This window comes from Peribacillus sp. NPDC101480 (assembly GCF_050277335.1).
Taxonomy (GTDB): Bacteria; Bacillota; Bacilli; order Bacillales; family DSM-1321; genus Peribacillus.
Genome location: NZ_JBNNSB010000029.1, coordinates 1 through 1241, shown reverse-complemented (window position 1 = coordinate 1241; position 1241 = coordinate 1). Strand labels below are relative to the sequence as shown.

Here is a 1241-nt window from a genome sequence, read left to right as displayed (position 1 = left end):
TAGCTCCGGTTTCCCGAAGTTATCCCAGTCTTATAGGCAGGTTGCCCACGTGTTACTCACCCGTCCGCCGCTAATCTCAGGGAGCAAGCTCCCATCGATTCGCTCGACTTGCATGTATTAGGCACGCCGCCAGCGTTCGTCCTGAGCCAGGATCAAACTCTCCGAAGAAATGTTTGACTTGCTCATTTGCTTTTTTGATAGTGTGTGCTCACTTAAAATTTAACGTTGGCGCTTTGTTTTGTTCAGTTTTCAAAGAGCAATTTGACTCTTCTTAAAGAATCAACTTTCATATCATAACAAACCCAAAACGGCTTGTCAAGTTTTTTTTGGTGGAGCCTAGCGGGATCGAACCGCTGACCTCCTGCGTGCAAGGCAGGCGCTCTCCCAGCTGAGCTAAGGCCCCAAAAAATAATGGTCGGGAAGACAGGATTCGAACCTGCGACCCCTTGGTCCCAAACCAAGTGCTCTACCAAGCTGAGCTACTTCCCGAAAAAATATGGTGCGCCCGGCGGGAGTCGAACCTACAACCTTCTGATTCGTAGTCAGATGCTCTATCCAATTGAGCTACGGGCGCATATTAAGATGGTGCCGAGGACCGGAATCGAACCGGTACGGTAGTCACCTACCGCAGGATTTTAAGTCCTGTGCGTCTGCCAGTTCCGCCACCCCGGCATAAATAAATAGTGGAGCGGAAGACGGGATTCGAACCCGCGACCCCAACCTTGGCAAGGTTGTATTCTACCACTGAACTACTTCCGCGAACATGCGGGTGAAGGGACTTGAACCCCCACGCCTTGCGGCGCCAGATCCTAAGTCTGGTGCGTCTGCCAATTCCGCCACACCCGCATAATAAAATGGTGAGCCATGAAGGATTCGAACCTTCGACCCTCTGATTAAAAGTCAGATGCTCTACCAACTGAGCTAATGGCTCATATAAACTATTTATATATGCTATATCAAGCTTGTATGAAAATGGTGCCGGCAAGAGGACTTGAACCCCCAACCTACTGATTACAAGTCAGTTGCTCTACCAGTTGAGCTACACCGGCAAGTGTAAAAATGGTGGAGGATGACGGGATCGAACCGCCGACCCTCTGCTTGTAAGGCAGATGCTCTCCCAGCTGAGCTAATCCTCCATATATAACTGCTTGGCGGCGTCCTACTCTCACAGGGGGAAACCCCCAACTACCATCGGCGCTGAAGAGCTTAACTGCCGTGTTCGGAATGGGAACGGGTGTGAC

At 50.6% G+C, this 1241-nt stretch carries 9 tRNA genes and 2 rRNA genes; all 11 read right to left on the bottom strand.

The features are described 5' to 3' along the window. A 16S ribosomal RNA gene (locus ACQKMF_RS26715) occupies positions 1 to 168 on the bottom strand; the annotation flags it as partial. Between the two features lie 159 nt (positions 169 to 327). Then, positions 328 to 403 (bottom strand) — tRNA-Ala (locus tag ACQKMF_RS26710). A 9-nt stretch (positions 404 to 412) separates the two neighbouring features. Beyond that, positions 413 to 489, bottom strand: a tRNA-Pro gene (locus ACQKMF_RS26705). 8 nt (positions 490 to 497) lie between these two features. After that, positions 498 to 574 (bottom strand) — tRNA-Arg (locus tag ACQKMF_RS26700). 9 nt (positions 575 to 583) lie between these two features. Further along, positions 584 to 672: transfer RNA gene (locus ACQKMF_RS26695), tRNA-Leu, on the bottom strand. A gap of 12 nt (positions 673 to 684) precedes the next feature. After that, positions 685 to 759 (bottom strand) — tRNA-Gly (locus ACQKMF_RS26690). A 5-nt stretch (positions 760 to 764) separates the two neighbouring features. Continuing rightward, a tRNA-Leu gene (locus ACQKMF_RS26685) sits at positions 765 to 846 on the bottom strand. 9 nt (positions 847 to 855) lie between these two features. Beyond that, positions 856 to 931, bottom strand: a tRNA-Lys gene (locus tag ACQKMF_RS26680). A gap of 42 nt (positions 932 to 973) precedes the next feature. Continuing rightward, positions 974 to 1049 (bottom strand) — tRNA-Thr (locus tag ACQKMF_RS26675). An 11-nt stretch (positions 1050 to 1060) separates the two neighbouring features. After that, positions 1061 to 1136: transfer RNA gene (locus tag ACQKMF_RS26670), tRNA-Val, on the bottom strand. A gap of 10 nt (positions 1137 to 1146) precedes the next feature. Then, positions 1147 to 1241, bottom strand: a 5S ribosomal RNA gene (rrf, locus tag ACQKMF_RS26665); the annotation flags it as partial.